At 47.1% G+C, this 314-nt stretch carries 1 pseudogene; it reads right to left on the bottom strand.

Annotation, left to right across the window (positions count from 1 at the left end):
• A pseudogene (locus A3761_RS06620) lies at positions 1 to 314 on the bottom strand (hypothetical protein); the annotation flags it as partial.

Here is a 314-nt window from a genome sequence, read left to right as displayed (position 1 = left end):
CAACCCAAACGATTGCATCAACCACGCCTTGCTGTAGGGCTGAATAGATCTCTGGAAACGGAATACGAACAACAGAGTAGCCTAAGTCTTCTGCCGCACCCGGCGCATTCATAAATGACACCACCTTTTTGCCTTTTAAGTCTTCAGGTCTACGAATAGGTGTTTTGCTCATTAAGCTTAGAGGTCTCACTGGCATAACATGTGCTGGATAAACACCTCGTCGAGTGAACTCCTCAGCCAAGCCATCAGCCATTAGCTCGTTCACAATTCGTGCAGTTAAGTAAGGGTTGGAAGGGGCTATATCTGTGCTGGAT

This window comes from Oleiphilus sp. HI0123 (genome assembly GCF_001635315.1).
This window is presented reverse-complemented; position numbering and strand designations above follow the sequence as displayed.